The 16,787-nt window shown below is 58.1% G+C and carries 14 protein-coding genes and 2 pseudogenes; 14 read left to right on the top strand and 2 right to left on the bottom strand.

Annotated elements, in window-relative coordinates; translation table 11 throughout:
- Positions 1-185 (top strand): annotated as a pseudogene (locus AKU94_RS20355) (recombinase family protein); the annotation flags it as partial.
- Positions 186-514: 329 nt separating this feature from the next.
- On the opposite strand, the gene AKU94_RS07985 reads toward AKU94_RS20355, so the two are convergent.
- Positions 515-2,185 carry a DUF262 domain-containing protein gene (locus AKU94_RS07985; RefSeq protein ID WP_050526768.1) on the bottom strand — a complete coding sequence of 557 codons (1,671 nt, stop codon included), beginning with the start codon at positions 2,183-2,185 and terminating at the stop codon, positions 515-517.
- A 329-nt stretch (positions 2,186-2,514) separates the two neighbouring features.
- Between AKU94_RS07985 and AKU94_RS07980 the strand changes: the two genes are divergently transcribed.
- Entirely contained in the window at positions 2,515-3,753 is a 1,239-nt protein-coding gene (locus tag AKU94_RS07980; protein WP_050526776.1) for a tyrosine-type recombinase/integrase, read from the top strand.
- A 47-nt stretch (positions 3,754-3,800) separates the two neighbouring features.
- Here AKU94_RS07980 and AKU94_RS07975 read toward each other — a convergent pair whose 3' ends face one another.
- The gene (locus AKU94_RS07975) at positions 3,801-4,469 is read right to left on the bottom strand and encodes a hypothetical protein (protein ID WP_157056468.1); all 669 of its coding nucleotides are present in this window, start codon (positions 4,467-4,469) and stop codon (positions 3,801-3,803) included.
- Between the two features lie 224 nt (positions 4,470-4,693).
- Here AKU94_RS07975 and AKU94_RS07970 point away from each other — a divergent pair, with 224 nt between their 5' ends.
- The 12 genes and pseudogenes from AKU94_RS07970 (at position 4,694) to AKU94_RS07915 (ending at position 16,777) form a co-directional block, all read left to right on the top strand.
- A complete protein-coding gene (locus AKU94_RS07970; RefSeq protein ID WP_050526766.1) occupies positions 4,694-4,942 on the top strand; it encodes a helix-turn-helix transcriptional regulator in 249 nt (82 codons plus the stop codon).
- Positions 4,939-5,205, top strand: coding sequence for a hypothetical protein (locus AKU94_RS07965; RefSeq protein ID WP_050526765.1), 267 nt, complete (start codon positions 4,939-4,941; stop codon positions 5,203-5,205). Before AKU94_RS07970 ends, AKU94_RS07965 begins: the two co-directional genes overlap by 4 nt.
- A complete protein-coding gene (locus AKU94_RS07960) occupies positions 5,202-5,594 on the top strand; it encodes a nuclease (RefSeq protein ID WP_050526764.1) in 393 nt (130 codons plus the stop codon). The genes AKU94_RS07965 and AKU94_RS07960 overlap by 4 nt, the downstream gene beginning before the upstream one ends.
- Positions 5,591-6,559, top strand: a complete 969-nt coding sequence (locus AKU94_RS07955) for a helix-turn-helix domain-containing protein (protein ID WP_050526763.1) — start codon at positions 5,591-5,593, stop codon at positions 6,557-6,559. The genes AKU94_RS07960 and AKU94_RS07955 overlap by 4 nt, the downstream gene beginning before the upstream one ends.
- Before the next feature lie 5 nt (positions 6,560-6,564).
- Positions 6,565-7,020, top strand: a pseudogene (locus AKU94_RS20880) (DNA cytosine methyltransferase); the annotation flags it as partial.
- Positions 7,021-7,075: 55 nt separating this feature from the next.
- A complete protein-coding gene (locus AKU94_RS20345) occupies positions 7,076-7,729 on the top strand; it encodes a hypothetical protein (protein ID WP_050526761.1) in 654 nt (217 codons plus the stop codon).
- Positions 7,726-8,379, top strand: a complete 654-nt coding sequence (locus AKU94_RS07940) for a hypothetical protein (RefSeq protein WP_050526760.1) — start codon at positions 7,726-7,728, stop codon at positions 8,377-8,379. Before AKU94_RS20345 ends, AKU94_RS07940 begins: the two co-directional genes overlap by 4 nt.
- 79 nt (positions 8,380-8,458) lie before the next feature.
- Complete coding sequence (locus AKU94_RS07935) at positions 8,459-8,872, top strand: MbcA/ParS/Xre antitoxin family protein (protein ID WP_050526759.1); 414 nt, start codon at positions 8,459-8,461, stop codon at positions 8,870-8,872.
- Positions 8,866-9,558, top strand: coding sequence for an RES family NAD+ phosphorylase (locus AKU94_RS07930; RefSeq protein WP_050526758.1), 693 nt, complete (start codon positions 8,866-8,868; stop codon positions 9,556-9,558). The genes AKU94_RS07935 and AKU94_RS07930 overlap by 7 nt, the downstream gene beginning before the upstream one ends.
- Positions 9,559-9,666: 108 nt before the next feature.
- The gene (locus AKU94_RS07925; protein ID WP_083444996.1) at positions 9,667-12,612 is read left to right on the top strand and encodes a site-specific DNA-methyltransferase; all 2,946 of its coding nucleotides are present in this window, start codon (positions 9,667-9,669) and stop codon (positions 12,610-12,612) included.
- Entirely contained in the window at positions 12,612-16,157 is a 3,546-nt protein-coding gene (locus AKU94_RS07920) for a BPTD_3080 family restriction endonuclease (protein WP_198144866.1), read from the top strand. Before AKU94_RS07925 ends, AKU94_RS07920 begins: the two co-directional genes overlap by 1 nt.
- Positions 16,154-16,777: a hypothetical protein gene (locus tag AKU94_RS07915; protein WP_050526757.1), complete on the top strand. Its 624-nt coding sequence runs from the start codon at positions 16,154-16,156 to the stop codon at positions 16,775-16,777. The genes AKU94_RS07920 and AKU94_RS07915 overlap by 4 nt, the downstream gene beginning before the upstream one ends.
- Positions 16,778-16,787: the final 10 nt, after the last annotated feature.

The raw sequence follows: 16,787 nt of genomic DNA, 5'->3' as shown, positions 1-16,787 counted from the left end.
CCCCAAGCGAGCCTGAGGGCAAACTCTCAATCCATCTGGAAGGTGCTTTGGCGTCGCTACTTTTGCTGAGTTTAGGAGCCAAAATGCAAAAGAGCCTGAGCGCTAAATCTCAAGCTATTGATAACATTGACGAATTAGTTTTGGTTGCGGGGGTAGGATTTGAACCTACGACCTTCAGGTTATGAGCCAAAACCCTAGCGATTCCAATGGCTTATGTATCTCAACGACTTAGCCGGTAAGTCTCTGTTCTCACGCACTTTGTTACACGGCAACCGACAACATTCGACTGCATTGGGTTGCTCTGGATTTGCCCAAAACTGCATACGTCCGTTGACTCAGCGTTGACTCGAACCTCCGCGATTACAATTAATCCCAGTCGGTTCGTCGCGCAACAAATGCGAAATTACAGCTACCGATGTGCCGACAAAGCAATCATTTGCCGTCATTGCCGGGAGACGCCCCTCAATTCGGTGACAGACAGCAGGTCAGCCCAATCGGACTGAAATCTTGCCCATCAGTCACCCCATTCAGTTTTCACGAACTGCTCTATGCGCTCTACACGTTTCTTCACTTGCGTCTCATCCCAAGTCCCGGTTTTCTTGACAAGCTTGCCGACTGCCATGGTTTCCCGCAGTCCACAGCCCAGATAGGCTTCAGCTTTATCTTTCGGGGGATCGTCTTGGAGCGACGAATTCATACCGGGCGGAAGCATAATAAGATTTCCCAAGTGATGTTTAAATTCAGGATCGGCGCTTTGCGGAACAATATGCTCGATCGATTTTGAAGGCTCGACTGTCCAGATCTTGTTCCACTGAGACGCATTAATCTGTTCGCCCGCTTGTTTGGCAAGGTGCTCATCGTAACGGAAGAGAAGATACCTCAGTTCTTCAGCCCACCCCTCATAGCAGTTGTTCCAGTAGTCTTGGTCCGCAAGCAAATCATTTATTTCATAGTCATTGCCGAGTTTCTTCAACTCACTGAGAATTTCGGCGGATGATAGTTCGTTCTTATATACATCATAGGCCAACCTGACGTACTCGCCCACTTTCATTCTCGTATCGGCACCACCAAGCCCAAAGATGCGGAAGGTCACATTTTCCCATGCACCCAACAATTCTTCTTGGACCTCCTTCTCGAAACCCCGCAGCATGATCGCAATGGCGAGGAATCTGGCATGCGCGATCTTGGTCACTGCAGCTCGCCGCACGTCGGAATTCAGATCATTCACTAGGCGAACTACTTTCAACAACCACTCTGCGGATTCGACAATTGTCTTAAGTTCTCTTCCAGCGCGCTGGATCAAAGCGACAGACGCATCTTCCTCCCCCACCACACGATTAGGCCGTGAAGAGATTGAAAGAGTGCCTGCGAAACGCAACGCTTCATTGCCTAAAGCTTGTTTGAGACCGAGAATTCGGTAAATGTCTTGCCAGATTTTTCGCATCTCACGCAGGCCATCCGTGCGAGACCCGTCTTCAACGAACTCGAAGAGCGATGACATCAACTGACTCTTCGTTTTGTCGATCCATCTCACATCAAGACCACGGCTGTTGAGCACTTCGAACACCCGGTAAACAGTCGCTTCGTCAGCGAGTTCGTGATAGATCATCGACAGTCGGTTTCGTATCGTGCCAAGAAGTTCGATCAGCGTGCCCTTGCTGGCCCAGCCTGCGACGAACTCCTCACACTCTCGTACCGCATCCACAACGTTCTTATCAGAGGCTGTCGTGATTGACGTCTCATCGATTTCACCCTTGCGCAGGTAGCTGGTGAAGACGTTGCTGCTATCATGGTTTGTCTGCAAAAGAACGAGCGAGTGATCGTCGCCTTTGACGAGAAGGTCGCCGAGATCGCGTTTCGCACGTGCTTGACTCTCATTCCCGGTCTCTAAAAGTTGTTTTTCAAGCGCCTTCAAAAGAATAACGATAGTAGTAACTCTCTGCTGTCCGTCAACCAGTTCCACCGCCTGGAGTTCGTCAGCAGCAATTACCCGCTTCTCGCGAGCAAGTGCGACTACAGTCGCCATAAAATGCTCACGGCCAGAGCGGTGCGCTTCCTCAATATCGCCGAAAAGATCCTGTCTCTGGCGCTTTTGCCAAGAATAGGCTCGTTGATAGTCGGGAATTTGGAACAGCCGCCCGTCTAAGAGCTTTGCGACCGACAAATGTAAGGGACTGAGCTGCATAATGAATCTTCCATTTAGTTAACACTGCCAAGTTAATTTCGTATAGCGCAGTGGCGGGTCGTTGAGAAGCAACCTCGTGAGAATACTCGGCTGAACTCTATGCTTTACTTACGCAGTGACCGTGGGCGGGCAGCTCTGTGCGAACGGCAACAATGGGCCAGTCGTGATAGTTGTCGCCGAACCCCACCACTGCAGTACAAAAAGGGACCGGCACGAGCCTGCGTTTCTATTTGCCGGTTTATGCCACCCTGCCACCCCCTCTGGCGATGTTTGAGTTGAACTGCAGCGCGGATCACGCCTGTGTCACGTCAGCAAAGGGGTGGTCGATCATGGCGCAAAGAGAAAAACTTACCGAAAAACTGGTCAGGGCCGCCGAACCGCGCGCGGGAATTTACCAGGTTTTCGATGAAGATGTGCGGGGGTTCTCACTGCGCATCTTTTCATCCGGCAGTCGGCATTTCGCGCTGGATTACCGCGTCAAAGGACGCCAGCGCCGCTTCACCATTGGCAGGTGGCCGGAATGGACGGTCACGGCCGCACGCGAACAGGCCAAAGCACTGCGCCGCGTCATTGACGATGGTGGTGATCCATTGGGCGAGCGCGAAGCCGGGATAGCGGCCCCCCGCATCCCGGACCTGATCGACCGCTATATCGAAACCCATACCCCAAATCTGGCTCCGACCAACCGATCCGATCAGATTTCCATGCTGCGCAAAATGGTCCAGCCGGTCTGGAAGCACAAGCTGGTCGAGGACATCACGCTGGATGATGTTGATCGGTTGCTGAGCGACATTGCCAAAGGCCGCGCCCGCCCCTCCAAGACCAAACCCAACAATCGCGCGCGCAAGCTGCAGGGGGCAAAACCCACGCCGATCCGCGCCAATCGCACCGGCGAGGTGTTGCGCAAGATGTTCAGCCTCGCCGTTCAGTGGAAACTGCGCCCCGATAACCCCGCGATGGGGTTTCACCGGCGCATTGAGACCGAGCGCGAACGCTATCTGAGCATGGATGAGATTGATCGTCTGGCCAAGGCGCTGGGCAAAGCCGAAGACCAGCGCGCGGCCAATATCATCCGGATGTGCATGTTGACCGGCGGCCGCCTTGGCGAAGTGCGCTGCGCGCGGTTTGAACAATTCAATCTGGAATTTGCCACATGGTCCAAACCCGCCACCACCACCAAGCAGCGCAAAGTTCACCGTCTGCCAATTTCACCGGATGTGGCCGCCATCGTGCGCCAAAGGCAAACCGCCGTGTATCCGGGCTGCCCGTGGCTGTTCCCCGGCGATGTGCCCGGCCAGCCCGTCAAGGAAATCCGCCGCTTCTGGCGTCAGATCCAGACTGAAGCCGGGATTGCGGGTGTGCGCATTCATGATCTGCGCCATACCTTCGCATCGCTGCTGGTCAGCGGTGGCGCATCGTTGGAAATGATCGGAAAGCTTCTGGGGCATTCTCAGATGCGCACGACGCAGCGCTACGCGCATATGATGGACTCGCCGCTCCGGGATGGGGTCAATGCGGTCGCGGAGATGATGAAGCCGCAGCTGCGCATTGTTCAGGGCGGGCGTTGAACTCGCCCTGAACGGGCATCAACGCCGTTGATCAGACTTGGTCGTGCTTACTGCGGTTTCTTCAGAGCCCGCCAAATCGAGCTGAGCTTGCGCCGGATCTGGCTTTCATCCGGAACAGACCCATCCTTGGCATTCGCCACGAACCAATCCTGGCCTTGCGCCACAAAGTCGGCCTGCGTTTCCGGCAATCCGTACTCGAACAATCTTATCATCAGGGCTTGAAGCATCCCCTCCCAATCATGCCGCGACGACCGCCCCGGGCTGACGTGAACGCGGTGCAACGGATCGTATTCATCCTCAAAGCGCTGGGCAGATTTTGTCGTCACCATCAGATCGTGCAGTTCGATTGCCACGCCATGGGCGGGAGCCGTGATGATCTTCCATGTCGCTGTGCCCTGCGGCCGGATGCGCCAGATCATACAAGCCTTGGCTTCCGAGCGATTGCCCCAAAACAACGGCATGATGTCTTCGGCGCAGACCACCACCAATCCAATCAGCGGCTCAGTGCCGCTGCATTGGACCATTCCGACACTTGTGACGATTTCAATAATCCCCTCAGTTGCCCATCCCACAATTTCAGCAGGATCGCATCCCCAACGCGCCGCCAATTTCTCCAAAGTCCAGAACACACGTGCCGGTAAAGCCATCGCTTCATCCCTTTCAAAGGTTTCATGAGGGGTGCTGCGCGGCGGTGATTCCTGACGTGCCGACGGCACCCCGGCGGCACCGTGTCGTTGCAACTAATGGTTGTTAATGCGGCAAGAACACTCGCCGGAGTGAAAGCTGTGAAATTCGATAAAGCCTCAATAAAACAAGGGGTGGCACGAAGGGTGATTTGAATACGCCGGTTTATGCCACCCTGCCACCCCCCGTCCTCTGCTCCCCTGCACCCCGAGACGCAATTGCCCGCATTCGGGCGCAATCGGGGAAGGACACAAAGATGCTGGATACGCAGGAGATCGACAAATCAGGGCCCGACATGGACCTGCTGGAGGATTGGATCAGTCGCCATGATCTAGCGATCAGTCTCGGAGTATCCGAGGATACGCTGTGGCGGTGGGATGCAAAGCGGACCGGCCCCCAGAGCATCAAGCTCGGACGCAAGGTGTATTACCGTCGCAGCGCCGTGCGCAGTTGGCTTGAGGCCAGGGAAACGGCGCGCAAGATACCGGCGCGGGGTCGGCGATGAGCGCGCCCTTGCCGTTCGCGCGGGACCGCGCCGCCATGGATCCGGTCTGGCGTGCGGAACGTCTGGCCGAGGCCCGCGCCGTTCTGGCGGATGTGGCCCATCATCAGGACGGGCTGATCCGGCTCGCAGCCCGCGTGATCGCCAGCCATGGCGAAACGGCCAGGGAGCGCGAGGACGCCTGCGTGCTTCTCGTGGTTCTGGATGCGCGCAGCCCGCTGCGCCATCGCCATCGCTCAGACCAGGATCCGGAGTGCTCGTCATGATGCGCCGGGGAACGCCAGAGGCCGACGCGCAGCGCGCGATTGTCTCCGCCCTGCGCATCGCCCTGCCCCGCAACGCCATCGTGCACCATTGCGCCAATGAGGTGACAGAGGCCGGGCCTCGCGGTGCCAAGCGCCAGGCCATCCTCGCCGGCATGGGCGTGCATCCCGGCTTTGCCGATTTGCTCGTAATATCCGAAGGCCGTGTGCTGTTTCTGGAGGTCAAAAGCGCCAAAGGCCGTTTGCGACCCGCGCAAGACGCGTTTCGGGAGACCGTCTTGGCGCAGGGCTTTGGCTGGGCACTGGTGCGGTCCGTCGACGATGCGCTGGGCGCACTGGCCGATCATGGTTTCACCAGCCGTGTGCAGCCATCCCGGAGGATCGCGCCATGAGCCATGACGCCACCAACTGGGCGATCCAGCGCCGCGGGTTAAAGCCTGCCACCAAGATCGTTCTCTGGCATCTGTGCGACCGGCACAATCCGGACTTCGGCTGCTTCCCGACACAGGCACGGCTGGCCGAGGATGCGGAAATGTCGATCTCGGCACTTAACGCCCATCTCGCCAAGCTGGAAGAGTTGCGGCTGATCCACCGGGTTCGCACCCATGATCCGCGCACCTACAAGCGGCAGGCCACACGCTACATCCTGGGGTTTGAGAAAGGGTTTCCACAAGAGCCAACTCCGGAAACCGGAGACGGGTTTGACGGAACGGAGGAAGAACAAGGTGCCGAACCAACTCCGGAATCCGGTGATGGAGCCATCTCCGGATTTTCGGCAATCCCATCTCCTGATTTTGCCCAAAGCCATCTCCGGAATCCGGAGACTAACCTTGTAAGAGAACCTTTAAGTAAACCAGTAAAGGAGGAGGAGGACGCGGCTGCGCGCGAAATCGAGTTTGATCAGTTTTTCGCAGAGCTGCTGATGGCGCTGGGCCTCAAAGCCAACGCCACCTTGCCCGCCTGGTGGCAGGGCTGGCCCGCACGAACGCATGTGCGCCGCTGGGTCGAGGGTCTCGGATTGTCCGAAGATCGCATCATCGAGGTTGCTACCGAGAGCCGAGCCGATCATCCCGATCCGCCAGATGGGCCAAAAGCGCTGGATCGGTTCATGGAACGCGCCGCCCAGCGCGATGCGCAGACGATCACGGCCAATGCCAGCAAAGCGAAAGCCAAGCGGCAGCGCAAACGTGATGCTGGCCCACCACCGAGCGAGGATGAGCTGGCAGCCTTCTACGCCGCCAAGGTGAACTCCGACGCCTATCTGCCCCAGAACATGATCAGCGCCGCCATGTGCGGCTTGATGCTGGCACGCGGGCTGGTCACGCCAGAGCGCCTTCGCATGCGGGGGATCCGGTGAATGGCATGGTGTCACGTCCCTGGCATGGATTATCCCTCTGCGCAGGCGGCGGAGGCTTGGATATGGGCCTCGTGCTCGCCGAGCCTGGCTTTCACACCCGCGCCTTTGTCGAGTGGGAAGGCTGGCCCCAAACTGTCCTCATCGCAGCCCAGCGCGCAGGATATTTCGCACCGGCACCCATCTGGGATGATCTGCGCAGTTTCGATGCCCGACCCTTCCGAGGTGCTTTCGACATCATCCTCGCCGGATATCCCTGCCAACCCTTCAGCGCCGCTGGCAAGCGCGGCGGGGCCGATGATCCCCGCCATCTCTGGCCCGATGTTGCCCGGGTCATCGGCGAATGCCGCCCCGAATGGGTGTTCCTTGAAAACGTCCCCGGGCACGTCAGCCTCGGGCTTGAAACCGTGCTGCGAGAGCTTTGGGACATGGGTTACACGCCTGCGGCGGGCCTGTTCAGCGCGGCAGAAGTTGGCGCGCCGCACCAGCGGCTCCGGATCTTCATCCTGGCCCACACCGATGAGCCTGCATGCCGGAACGGCCAGCTACAACCCGGCGGGCAACAGCGACTTCACCCGCAAGGCGGAAGCGCTGGCGCTGGGCATCAGCAACTGGTCGACGCCGAAAGCGACAGATGGCGCGAAGGGCGGGCCGGGCCAGAGCTATGGCTCGGGCGGGATGCCACCGCTGCCACCGCAGGCAGCGCAATGGCCGACCCCGGCCGCGCAGAACTGGAAAGGGTCGAGCGAAGGCAGCATCATTCGGGCAGATGGCAAGTCCCGGATGGATATCCTGCACTATCGCGCGGAGCAGGGCTTCACCCGCCCGGCCCCGGAAATCATGCCGGATGGGCAGCGGTGCTCACATCACGCCCCGATCTCGCGCCCGCTCTGGGCTTCAATGATTGCCTCGCATGGGCGGGTCGTCTCGCGGCGCATCCTGAAAGCCCGGGCGCGGCGGCGGCTGAACCCGCTCTTCGTAGGATGGCTGATGGGTTGGCCCATCGGGCACGCGCTCTGCGCCTGCTCGGCAATGGAGTTCACCCACTGGCAGCGGCACATGCGTGGCGCTCTCTCGCAGCTGCCCATGGCCTCGGCCCCGTGGATCTGGCGACCGACGGAGGGCGATCACCGCCAGGCGCAGATGGATTTCCTTGAAGGATTGCAGCCATGAGCATGCTGGGACGGATCGGACATGCGCGTGCTGCAAAGGCAAAACGGACGCTGGGCGTGCAGGCAGTGCTGGAATGGGCGTTCCGAGTGGAAAAGGCACAGCTGGAATTGCGGCCGCCTAAGGATGTGTCCGAGGAAGGCTTCGGCTTTGGTCTCGAATACGTTCTACTCCAGCGCGCCGCGCTGGGCTGCAAGGTGGATGGTGGCCAGCACAAGATGGGCAGCTACACTCACGCAGATGCCGAGATCGTTGCCGCCACGGTCGCTGGAATGCCCGACAGTCTGGGTGGCATTCGCATGGCGATCAGCGTGGCGGAAATGGCCCGTGCCGGGATGACGCCAGACTGGATGCCCGGCGTCGTGCCGCGTTGCGTGCCGGTGGAGACCAAGAGCAACCAGCATGGCGAGCGGGCGACCACAATCGTCGTCGGCACAGAACGGGTGCTATCACGCGGCAAATGGCGCACTGTGGAGGTTCTGGCCTGCCCGGTCACGTGGCGACCGCATCCGGAGCAGATCGCATCCGCCCGGCGCGGCTATGAGGATTGGTGGCAGGCGCTGGATTGGGTGCGGGATGGGCTGATGGTGGGGCGGATGCTGCGGGAGGTCGAGGTGACGGCAGTGATGCCGAAGGTGCGGCCTTGGATCTGATTGCGGAACCGATCTCACCAGAAACCACATCTTGCCAAATGGCATTTAATATTTATATTGATGTCAAAGGAGAGAAGCCATGCAATTTGCCACGATCCATCCAACAGCCGCCCGCCCAGACCTTCCCTCCATCACGGACGAGGAGGCGGCCGCCCTTGCGCGCACCACGGTGAACCTGTTCCGCGTCTGGCAGCTCAGCGACATCGAGGCTCGAACCCTTCTTGGCGATATGGCCCAGCGCACATGGGCGCGCTGGAAAGAAGGCAGCATCGGTCGCATTGACCGTGATCTGCGGGCAAGGATGGCAATCCTTATGGGGATCCACAAAGGCCTGCGCTATCTCTTCAGCGATACTGCCCGAGGATATGACTGGATCAGAAAGCCAAACGCGGCCTTCAACGGCCAAAGCGCGCTCGACATCATGATGCGCGGCGAGATCACTGATCTGATCGATCTGCGCAGTTATCTGGACGCCGAGCGCGGCGCATGGTGACAGCGCCGGTGCGTCGCGTGATCTGGCCGCGCAGCGCCCGGATCATCCGCTCGATCTATCCGCCGATTGACCTGTTCGAGGACATCGCTGATCCTGCGGATTGGGAGGCGCTGGCCTCAGCCGAGGCCAAGTTCAACCCACGCATCCGCGACAGCATCGGCGATCTGGCAAAGGTACCGCTGGCCCGGCGCATCACTGGCCCCGGTGCCAGCTGGGTCATGGCGCCCTTCGTGCATTGCTCACCGCTGCGCCCCGGGCGGTTCACCGATGGGACGTTTGGCTTGTATTACGCGGGCGACAGCACCGAAGTGGCCATCGCCGAGACCATCCATCACCACACCAAAACCATGCTGGCGACGGACGAAGCCCCCGGCTGGACATCGCAGTTCCGCGAGTTGATCGGTTCGGTGGACGCCGACATGGATGATATCACAGGGAGGGCAGACCTGCTGGACCCCGACCACTATGGCCCCTCGCAGGTGTTCGGTGCACAGCGCCGCGCAGCAGGCTCCAACGGCATCGCTTGGCCCAGCGTCAGGTTTGCGAGCGGCAACTGCATCGCCGCGTTCTGGCCGGATGTGGTGCCAATCCCAACGCAAGGCGCGCATTTTGCCTATCACTGGAATGGAAGTGCCGTCGATTATGTGAAGAAGCTCGACACTGGCGAGGTCATGGAAGTGCGGTAAACCCAAGGCAAACCAACGTCATTCGCCCGCATTCAACAACTTTGGGCTGCAATTCGATTGTAAACTCTTTAGCTTGGCCGAAACAGCCGTCCCTTCCGAAGGTTCCATATGTCCGATTCCCTGCGTGATCTTGTCCTTGCCCTTATTCCCCAAGATGGCTCCACCATCGGCAATCGCGCCCTGATTGCCTTGCTGCGTGAAGACCAGCCGGATCTGACGGACGAAGACTATCACGCGATCCGGGATCAGTTGGTCGCCGAGGGTGTCCTTGCCAAAGGGCGCGGTCAGGGTGGCTCGGTCTCGCGGGCGGATATTGACGCCTCCATGGTACAGCAGCCCGCTAAACCCAAAGTAGCGCCCATCACATCGGCGGCCGGGTCTGGCGCCTATGCCCATGCCGACCAGGCAGTTCTGCGTCCCGATGTCGGGGTCGAGGCGCAGTTTTCGCATCGCAAGCCGCCGAAGACCTATCGCTACGATTCCAGCCTCGCGCCGGAACTGACTTGGGACGAGAACGGCGAGCGGCCGTTTGCGGAATGGCTGCTGAACCTCGTGGCGGATGCGGCCGAGAAGGGAGAGGCCACGGTTTTTGCCCAGCCGCAGGTCTGGAAGGGAACGGAGGAGCGGTTCACTTCACTGTCACAATGCGCGGCGCGGCTGCGCAGCCTGACGAAGCCATTCCTGAACTGGGCGGGTAAGGCAGAACGGCAGCAGATCAGCGTGCCGACGCTGCCCTTGTTCGTCCACGAGCGTCATTCGACGTCGGCGATCCTCGAGACGCTGAAATCGCACAAGGCGCGAGGGCAGACGCTGGACCTGTTCGGGGATCTCGACCTCGACATCGCCGACCGGCTGGACGCCTACGAGCACAAGGGCCCTTGGACCAACCGCCTGATCCTTGGCGACTCACTGCAGGTGATGAACTCGCTCACCGAGTACGAGGGAATGGGCGGTCAGGTTCAGATGATCTATTTCGACCCGCCCTATGGCGTGAAGTTCGGGTCGAACTTCCAGCCTTTTGTGCGGGATAATCGTGTGGCGCACAACTCTGACCCTCAGATGATCCGCGAGCCGGAAATGGTGAAGGCCTATCGCGACACTTGGGAATTGGGGCTGCACTCGTACCTAACCTATCTTCGGGATCGGGTGACGCTGGCAAAGGAAGTCCTGAATCCTTCGGGGTCAATTTTTCTACAGATCTCTGATGACAACATCCATCACGTTCGCGAAATCCTTGATGAGGTTTTCGGTGCCGAAAATTTCGTGTCGGCAATTGCTTTTCAGAAGACGACCTCTTCCACGTCAACGCTCATTTCCAGCATATACGACACCATTCTCTGGTATGCGCGAGACAAGGCACAGCTGAAATACAATCCTCTGTTCATGCACAAGGTGCGAGGGCAGCAAGGTGCCACAGGTTACACGCGTGTCATGCTCGCGGATAGGACAGCGGCCCCTGCAAGCCAATTCGAAGATGAAGATGGCGAACTGCAACTTCCAGAGGGAGCTGAACTCGTTGCTTTCGACAATATCACATCCCAGAATCCTGGATCACGGTATGATGTCGAATTCAATGGCAAGATATTCAGACCCGAGCCTGGATACTGGAAAACCGACGAAAACGGCATGAAAAAGCTCCTTGCTGAAGGCCGGATCACCGCGACCAAGAACTCCTTGGCTTATGTGCGAAAGTTTTCAGATTTCCCCGTATTCCCCTTGGGGAACATTTGGCAGGACACCCTCGGGCAAAACCAGTTCGGCGGCAAGAAGGTCTACGTGGTGCAAACTGCTCTGTCGGCGGTCAGACGCTGCATATTGATGGCAACCGACCCAGGTGACTTGGTGCTAGATGTGACCTGCGGCTCTGGAACCACCGCAGTAGTAGCAGAACAATGGGGGCGTCGGTGGATCACGATAGACACTTCTCGTGTTCCTATTGCGTTAGCGCGACAGCGCCTCCTTACTAGCACCTTCCCTTGGTATCGACTGAAAGAACCACAGAGAGGACCAGCTGGCGGCTTCGTCTTCGAACGGAAGCAGAATAGGAAAGGCGAAGAAATCGGCGGGTTAGTTCCGCGCATCACTCTCAAATCGATCGTGAACAACGACGACCCTGCGACCATCCAGCTTTCTGACCTGCCCTCTGAAAACAAAAAGATTACCCGGGTCTGCGGCCCATTCACCGTCGAGGCGACGATCCAGGCCGCGATGAGCATGGAAGAGGATACCGAGGGCGCCTCAGCGCAGCCGCAATCCTCAAGCCCGCGTGCCTATCTCGACCGGATGATCGAGGTGCTGCGACAGAGCAAATCGCTCAGCCTGCCCGGCAACGAGACGCTGCAACTCGACAACGTCCGCCCTCTGGCCGACCGGGAGTATTTGCACGCCGAGGCCGTGGCGAAGAACGGCAGCGAAAAAACTATCGCCATTGCCTTCGGCCCCGAGGACGGCGCCATTGGATCGGATTACGTCTTCAACGCCGCGATCGAGGCGATGCAGCAAGGCTTTGGCCAGCTGTTCCTGTTCGGCTTCGCGATCCAGGCCAAGGCGCGCGAAATTTTGCCTAAGATGAAGATAGCGACCACCTACATTGCGGTAACGCCAGATGTGGTCATGTCGGACCTGCTGAAGACGTCGAAGAACAGCGAAATCTTCTCGATCACCGGTCTTCCGGATGTTCGTCTGAAGAAGGCAGGACAGCGAGCCGATGGCACGCCACTCTATCGCGTGCAGCTCCTCGGACTCGACATCTTCCTGCCGCACCTGATGGACACGGAACACATCGACGCCGAAAACCTGCCCTGCTGGATGCTCGACGCTGATCACAATGGCATGGCATTCTATGCCAGCCAAGTGTTCTTCCCCAAGACCAGCGCCTGGGACAATCTGCAGAAATCGCTGAAGGGCCAGTTCGAGGACAGCGTATGGTCGCACCTCGCGGGGACGGTCAGCGAACCCTTCGCGCTGGGCGACAAGAAGCGGATCGCCGTAAAAGTGGTCGATGAACGCGGCAACGAGCTGATGGCGACCCGCGGCGAAGAGGATGCCATCTGATGATCGCGGCAGTAGAACAAGACGCACCCCAACCGATCCCCGAAGATCAACCGGTCATCATAAACTCGCCGTTTAGCGAACCGCAGGTTCACTGGAAGATCGAGAAGGCCAAGCCCCCCTTCAAGGCAGAGGGTCGTCGGCGCGCGAGCTACTTCTACCGCGTGCCGGAGCATTCCGGCCGGGGCCGCCTTGACCGCAATCAAGCGGAACTGTTCGAAAGCCAAGCAGGCGAAGAGGTCGAGCTTGAGATCGTCAATGCGATCCGCGGTCGTGTGAAGGATTGGCGGGCGGGCATCCACAGCGGTGGCGTGCCCTATGATGGCGCCTCCCCTGTTACACGGGAACTGCTGGAGCTTTGGCGCAGTGATCAGCGCATACAGAGGCTGTTCTTCGCGCAGATCGAAGCGGCTGAAACGATCATTTTCCTCGTTGAGGCAAAGGACGCCTACCGCAAAGGTGTTCCCGAAATCCCCCGCGACGAGCCCGGGTTAGAGGCAAAGGCGGCCGGTATCCGAGCCTTTATCCGTTACGCCTGCAAGATGGCGACAGGCAGCGGCAAAACGACCGTCATGGGCATGCTGGCAGCCTGGTCGATCCTGAACCGCGTTGCCTCGCCGCGCGACGACCGGTTTTCAGACACTGTACTGATCGTCTGTCCGAACGTGACGATCCGCGAGCGGTTGCAGGAACTGGACCCTGCGCTGGGCGATATCAGCCTGTATCGGACCCGGCAGCTCGTCCCGCCTCATCGTATGGAAGAGCTTCGCCGCGGCGAAGTCATGATCGCCAACTGGCATCGTCTGGCGAAAAAGGAAACGAACACCGTCAACGGCGATAGCGCCAAGGTCGTGAAAACCGGAGTCCCGGCCGAGGTCGTCAAGAACGCAGGCAAGGCCAACGAGAGCGTCGAGACGAAGTACTTCGAGTCCGATCAGGCATGGTTTAAGCGCATTAAGCGAGAATTGGGCAGCGGCAAAGGGCGGAGCGCCCATTGGCTTGTTTTCAACGACGAGTCACACCACGCCTATCGCCGAGGTGATGCGTCGACAGAAGAAAACTTGGATGAGGACAAGGATCTCGCCATCAAGAACGCCCGTGAGGCGACCATCTGGGTTGAAGCGCTGGACAGGATCAATAAGCTGGCTAGCGGTGGCCGCAGGCGAGGGATCAACCTATGTGTAGACCTTTCTGCGACGCCTTTCTACATTCAAGGATCTGGAAACGAGGTAGGTAAACCATTCCCTTGGATCGTTTCAGACTTCAGTCTCCTCGATGCCATTGAATCGGGTCTGGTGAAGATCCCTCAGTTGCCTGCTCGAGATGTATCGGGGGCAGAAGAGGCGGCGTACTTCAACATCTGGCGGTGGGTTCAGGCAAAGGCCAAGGAAGATGGTCTGGGAACCAACATCACGCCTGAAATCGTGATGAACTACGCGTCGGCGCCGATTAACCTGCTGGCACAAGAATGGTACCAACGGTTCTCGGAATGGGAGCAACTGTCCAAGCAACAGCAGAAGCACCCAGTACCACCTGTGTTCATCGTCGTCTGCCGCGACACAGCGGTTGCCAAGGAGGTCCACGGTTGGTTGGCGAATGGCAAGGACAGCTACGGCGTTGCGCCTAGCTGGTTCCGGAACGCACCTGGACAGGAAGTGACCGTCCGAATCGACTCGAAGGTGATGGCGGACATTGAGGAAGGTGGCTCGAAGGATGAGACAAAGCGCCTTCGGTTCATCCTCGACACTGTGGGCAAAGCTGCTTGGCCTGGTGGCAGGATCCCCGAAGATTGGTCGGAACTAGTCCGCAAGCACAATGACAAGGTCGCAAGCGATGACAACGACGGTTCTCTCAAGTGGATCGACGAGCGCATTCCGCCTGGTCGTGATGTACGATGCATCGTTTCCGTCGCCATGCTGGCGGAGGGGTGGGATGCAAACACCGTCACGCACATTGTAGGCCTGCGGCCATTCGGGTCACAACTCCTGTGTGAACAGGTGGTCGGTAGAGCGCTGCGCCGCAAAAGCTATGCGTTGAATGAAGAAACCCAGATGTTTGCCGAGGAAACGGCTAAGATCTTTGGGGTGCCGTTCGAGTTGATCCCCTTCAAGGTCAAACCGGTTGGTCCGCAGCCACCTCAGCCCGATCCGAACCACATTTTTTCCGTCCCCGAGAAAGCTGACTACGAGATCACCTTTCCGGTTGTGACTGGCTACCACCAAACGGGACAGTTCGATGTTCACGTCGACTGGTCCAAGGTGTCCAAGGTCACCATCGATCCGCTGAGGATCCCGCAGATGGTCGAACTCACGCCGCTGACTTCTCCGGATGGCTCACTGGCAGTTTTCGGGCCAGGCGAGCGACCAGTCCTGTCCTTGAAAGACTGGCGGGCGAGATTTCGCGATCAACAAGTCGCATTCAGGCTGGCTCGAGAGGTCTGCGCTCGCTGGCAAGCAGACAATGGTGCTGAAGCTGTCCCAGTTCAGCAGCTCTTCCCGAAGGTTGCTTTCGCATCGAAGCGTTTCCTCGACGAGAAGCTTGATCTCAAAGGTGACAGCTTGCCTAGGGACGTGCTGTTGGTCGGTGAGTACATGCAGGCCGCGATCAGCTCCCTGCTTGAAGCGATCAAGAAAGGTTCGAAGACAGGAGAGCGTGAGGTCGCGGTCATTCCCACCGGCTCTGCAGGCCGCGGAAGCACAGTGAACGTCGATTTTCACACAACCAAGCCAATCTACGCGGTCAATCGGTGCCACCTAAACGCGATGGTCGCCGATACAGAAAAGTGGGAGCAGAGCGCCGCTTTTCTTCTGGACAGCCATCCTGGCGTGAGACGGTGGGTCAAAAACGATAGGCTCGGTTTCGCTGTTCCTTACCGTCACCGTGGCGTTGTCTCACGATACATACCTGACTTCATTGTCGTTACCGACAAAGACCTGAATGTGATCATAGAGATCAAAGGACGCGTCAATGACGATGCCGATGTAAAGGCAAAGGCTGCAGAGCGCTGGGTCGAGGCGGTGAACCACACCAGCGGACACGGGACTTGGCACTATGTATTGTTGGATGATCCTGGCAGAGTAGGACTAGCGATTAATGGCTTGACGAACCAGCCGTGGGACTTGGAACAGCAGAGTGCCAACTTGCCATTGTTTAATGGCGGTCAACTCCCACACGAACTCAGGGATACACTGCTCCGTCACTTTGAGGGCATGCCGAACATGGTGAAGATCGGCCAGAATTTATTTGAACGAGCTAGGCGCGAGAACCGAAATTTTGTTCAGCTCGAGCACATCGAGGCTGCTGCACACGATGCATCGTCCGAAACAATCCAAGGCCTTTCTGTAGTTTCAGCATTGACAGACTATGAGCGTCCAATTTTGAAAATGAAGTTCTTCCCGAGTTCCGCCTCAACCGGAACCAGTGACCTCGCCGAGACATTCAAAATGATGGCCGCGTGGAAGCGAGGAAGAATCACAGAATTGGAATGGCGCAACTGGGCCAATAGCGTCGAAATCAGGTGGGAGTTCACGGAAGGGCTTGTATTTTGACTGTGAATCCGAACTCGGTTCTGGCTCTTGCGGAACTCTTAATGAAGAAATCTCCAGACTACGTCGATCTCATCTGCGCCAGCACTGAGGACGAGTTCGACAAAGCCTTTGACGCATTCATCGAAAAGGCGGTCGAGCATTTAGAGGTGAACAAAAAAAACTTTGCCCCTTTGAACGAGGAAGGTTTGTCGAGCGCATTTATTGGCCCACTTAAACTACCTGGCGTTACCGTGCTTCAAGAGGCAAACTCGAATGGCCATGTAGACATCACTGTCTCCTTGGACCACTGCACACCCATTAGAAAGAAGCTATTTGAAGCAAAAATCTATGACGGACCTATTTATCATGTCAGCGGCCTATCGCAGCTTCTTGGCCGGTACACAACCGGAAGGGAAGGAAGAGGAATCGTAATTTCTTATATTCGGAAAAAAAACATCGCGCAGCTCGTAAAATCGGTAAGGGCGATGATGGACGCGGATTTACCCTACTACCAAGAGGGACCGACGTCAGACCACACGCTTAAGTGGTCCTTCTTGTCACGCCATGCCCATTCCTGCGGAGAGACGCTCGCGGTTGCTCACGTTAGCTGCAATTTGTTTCTTGAAGGTACCGACCAATAGGTGTCCACGT

The organism is Pseudorhodobacter aquimaris, from assembly GCF_001202025.1.
Taxonomy (GTDB): Bacteria; Pseudomonadota; Alphaproteobacteria; order Rhodobacterales; family Rhodobacteraceae; genus Pseudorhodobacter; species Pseudorhodobacter aquimaris.
This window is presented reverse-complemented; position numbering and strand designations above follow the sequence as displayed.

Excerpts from the sequence above, each read along its gene's own strand:
- AKU94_RS07985 (WP_050526768.1), bottom strand. The coding sequence starts at position 2,185 with ATGCAGCTCAGTCCCTTACATTTGTCGGTCGCAAAGCTCTTAGACGGG.
- AKU94_RS07980 (WP_050526776.1), top strand. The coding sequence starts at position 2,515 with ATGGCGCAAAGAGAAAAACTTACCGAAAAACTGGTCAGGGCCGCCGAA.
- AKU94_RS07970 (WP_050526766.1), top strand. The coding sequence starts at position 4,694 with ATGCTGGATACGCAGGAGATCGACAAATCAGGGCCCGACATGGACCTG.
- AKU94_RS07965 (WP_050526765.1), top strand. The coding sequence starts at position 4,939 with ATGAGCGCGCCCTTGCCGTTCGCGCGGGACCGCGCCGCCATGGATCCG.
- AKU94_RS07960 (WP_050526764.1), top strand. The coding sequence starts at position 5,202 with ATGATGCGCCGGGGAACGCCAGAGGCCGACGCGCAGCGCGCGATTGTC.
- AKU94_RS07955 (WP_050526763.1), top strand. The coding sequence starts at position 5,591 with ATGAGCCATGACGCCACCAACTGGGCGATCCAGCGCCGCGGGTTAAAG.
- AKU94_RS20345 (WP_050526761.1), top strand. The coding sequence starts at position 7,076 with ATGAGCCTGCATGCCGGAACGGCCAGCTACAACCCGGCGGGCAACAGC.
- AKU94_RS07940 (WP_050526760.1), top strand. The coding sequence starts at position 7,726 with ATGAGCATGCTGGGACGGATCGGACATGCGCGTGCTGCAAAGGCAAAA.
- AKU94_RS07935 (WP_050526759.1), top strand. The coding sequence starts at position 8,459 with ATGCAATTTGCCACGATCCATCCAACAGCCGCCCGCCCAGACCTTCCC.
- AKU94_RS07930 (WP_050526758.1), top strand. The coding sequence starts at position 8,866 with ATGGTGACAGCGCCGGTGCGTCGCGTGATCTGGCCGCGCAGCGCCCGG.
- AKU94_RS07925 (WP_083444996.1), top strand. The coding sequence starts at position 9,667 with ATGTCCGATTCCCTGCGTGATCTTGTCCTTGCCCTTATTCCCCAAGAT.
- AKU94_RS07920 (WP_198144866.1), top strand. The coding sequence starts at position 12,612 with ATGATCGCGGCAGTAGAACAAGACGCACCCCAACCGATCCCCGAAGAT.